The organism is Thermovirga sp. (assembly GCA_012523215.1).
In the GTDB taxonomy this organism is placed as follows: domain Bacteria; phylum Synergistota; class Synergistia; order Synergistales; family Thermovirgaceae; genus 58-81.
Genome location: JAAYIZ010000218.1, coordinates 1 through 2,765 on the forward strand (window position 1 = coordinate 1; position 2,765 = coordinate 2,765).

The 2,765-nt window shown below is 54.2% G+C and carries 4 protein-coding genes and 3 tRNA genes; 1 reads left to right on the forward strand and 6 read right to left on the reverse strand.

From position 1 onward, the window contains the following. The 4 genes from GX108_06260 to GX108_06275 form a co-directional block, all read right to left on the reverse strand. On the reverse strand, positions 1-268 hold a 268-nt coding region (locus GX108_06260; protein ID NLO56640.1), incomplete at its 3' end, for a glutamine--tRNA ligase. Positions 269-500: 232 nt separating this feature from the next. Beyond that, positions 501-577 (reverse strand) — tRNA-Met (locus GX108_06265). 6 nt (positions 578-583) lie between these two features. Next, positions 584-660, reverse strand: a tRNA-Met gene (locus tag GX108_06270). A 16-nt stretch (positions 661-676) separates the two neighbouring features. Beyond that, positions 677-763: transfer RNA gene (locus tag GX108_06275), tRNA-Leu, on the reverse strand. Positions 764-926: 163 nt separating this feature from the next. Here GX108_06275 and GX108_06280 point away from each other — a divergent pair. Next, on the forward strand, positions 927-1,220 hold the full coding sequence (locus GX108_06280; GenBank protein NLO56641.1) for a DNA-binding transcriptional regulator: 294 nt from the start codon (positions 927-929) through the stop codon (positions 1,218-1,220). Positions 1,221-1,264: 44 nt separating this feature from the next. Here GX108_06280 and GX108_06285 read toward each other — a convergent pair whose 3' ends face one another. Then, positions 1,265-2,407 (reverse strand): DUF362 domain-containing protein, encoded by a 1,143-nt coding sequence (locus GX108_06285; protein NLO56642.1) that lies wholly within the window; start codon positions 2,405-2,407, stop codon positions 1,265-1,267. Continuing rightward, positions 2,407-2,765: endonuclease III (locus tag GX108_06290; GenBank protein ID NLO56643.1), on the reverse strand; the 359-nt coding region annotated here is incomplete at its 5' end. The genes GX108_06290 and GX108_06285, both read right to left, overlap by 1 nt.

Consider the following 2,765-nt stretch of genomic DNA (forward strand, 5'->3'; position numbering starts at 1 on the left):
CGAGCCAGGTCACATCTTCAATTATAGATTCCACGTACTCCGACTCTTCCTTGCTCGGATTGGTATCGTCAAACCTCAGGTTACACTCGCCACCAAACTGTTCGGCAATCCCAAAATTAAGGCATATGGATTTAGCATGCCCTATATGAAGATAACCATTAGGTTCCGGGGGAAATCGTGTTATCACCTTGCCGACCTTTCCCGATTCGAGGTCTTGTCGAACGATCTGCTCGATGAAACTGCTTCCTATTTCTAACTGTTCATTCATCATGACGACGATCACCTCTTCTAAAGAACATCCTGGCCCCGTGTGAACATAGGGTTTTTCCCTCAGTTCATGTATCGATCCGACAACTAATAATAACCTATTTATTGCGGAGCGGGCTCGACCCGAACCCGGCGAGCCATCAACGGCCCGGTAAACGAAGTTGGAGGGTTTCGGACTTTCGCCAAGCACAAAATTGCCCCCGGCTTAAGCCAGGGGCCTTAAAGTCCGCAAATGGTGGCGGTGAGTGGAATCGAACCACCGACACTGCGGGTATGAACCGCATGCTCTAGCCAACTGAGCTACACCGCCTGGAAATGGTTGCGGGGGCAGGATTTGAACCTGCGACCTTCGGGTTATGAGCCCGACGAGCTACCTGACTGCTCCACCCCGCGATAACCCTGCCTTTCTTGGTGCCGGGCGCGGGAATCGAACCCGCACGGACTCCCGTCCACAGGATTTTAAGTCCCGTGCGTCTACCAATTCCGCCAGCCCGGCCAGCGCAACTCATTATAGGCATCGCCCGATAACGAGTCAACCCCAATTCCTCGTGAGCTCTCGGCACAAATTGCCTAGAGGTTTATCTCGCATTTGCGACTGCTTGCCCAAAATAGCAAGCAGTGCTAGAATACGCTAAAGCATTTATTAGGAGGGATTCCATATGGCAGAAAAGTGGAAGGATCGTCTGACCGATCAATTATGCGAGGCTATCCTATCACTTGAGACCGTTGACGATGTCTACCGATTTCTGGAAGATATCGCCACGATCGGTGAGATCAGGGCTCTCGCGCAGAGACTCGAGGTATCCAAGCTCCTGAGCGAGGGGTTTACCTACCCTCAGATCGCACAGCAAACAGGGGCCAGCACTGCGACGATCAGCAGAGTTAAAAAATTCCTGGAATATGGGGCCGACGGATACAAACTTGTCCTCGAGCGACTCAAGAAGAAAAGTTAGGTTTCTCCGGCCGTTGCTTCCGGCGCCCCCAAGCGGGGGCGCCTTCATTTTCTGAGCAACCTGCTCAGAGTGTTCTCCCTGACCTCCATCGCGCCCGTGGGACACATCTCGTGACAACAGAGGCACTGGACGCACTTTTTTCGGCCGATTTCGGGCCATCCTTCCGGCGAAAACGCGATGGCGTTTACCGGACATACCTTTTCGCAAATACCGCATTTTATACAGGCCACCCTGTTGAGGCCTGGCTTAAGTCTTACCATATGATGGGCAACCCCTCGAAAAAAGGAGGGTACCCACCTCATGAAAGAGGGAGCTCGTTGGAACCCCTCGCAGGGGAGGTCCTCCCAACGGGCTCCACGGAGTTCGATATCTTCCTTTCCGGATGGCCCATCCATCCTCTTCGAGGCAATTGAAAGGAGAGGAATATCGAGAGGGTCGTTGAAACCCATCATCACCGCCTGGACATAATCCAGGGCCAACGCGTTGGAGGAAGCGGCAACCCAGCCAATCCTCTTTGGTTTCCCATGGGAGGGTCCCCAGCCCTCCATTCCTTCCACGGCGTCGAGAACAAAGAAATCGGGGATCCTGACGGAAAAGATATCGATTATCGCCTCGGGGAGGAAGGTTCTGGATCTTGCTCCGTGGGCTTTTTTCCTGGTATCCGTATCGGTGGCGCCGAATAGGTTCTTGATCGCTCCCGTCATCTCGGTCTCCACGTGGGTCTTGAGCTTCGATACTCCTATGACGCGTGGAAAATTCATCATCATTGCCGAGACCCTGACGGTTTGAAGTATTTCGGCCCTTGGTGGTCGGACTTCCACGAAACCATCGCTTGAAAGGAGTCCGAACCGCACTGGTAAGCCCTGGCAAATATCCGCTACACCGGTTTTCTGGAAAAGAGCCTTCTCCTGGTGACGGAAAATATATCCCGGGTTGTCTCCGATCATGACATCGGGACAGCCGGCCCTGGTCAATTCCATCAAAAGAGCTCTCAGTATCTCGGGATGGGTTGTCACCGCCCTGGAAGGATCACTCGGGGACAAAAGGTTGGCCTTGAGAAGCGTCGGGACGGCTTCCAGCGGAAAGAACCTGCAAAGCCGGAACGCTTCTCTCACCGCCTCCTCCACCGCCGTCCTGCCATAGGAGTCGCAGGGAACGCAGGACACCACAAAGGGAGGTCGTCCCATCAACCCTCCTGTTTTCTTCCCGGGAAGGGGCAGCGATCCCGCAGGAGGCATTCATCGCAGAGGGCTTTCCTGGATGTACAAAGCTTCCTGCCATGGGTTATCAGGTTCAGGTGAGCCTCGTTGTAGCGCTCCCGGGGCACTATTTCCTCCATCAAAAACTGGATTTCTTCCGGCGACATACCCGCCTCCGCCCAGCCCAGGCGTTTCGTTACCCTGGCGATATGGGTATCTACGGGAAAGGCGGGGCGTCCCAAGTCGAAAAGAAGGACGCAGGCGATCGTTTTAGCTCCAACTCCAGGGATGTCCTCGAGGAATCTCCTGATATCTTCCGTCTCCCATCCCCGCATTGCTTTCAAAG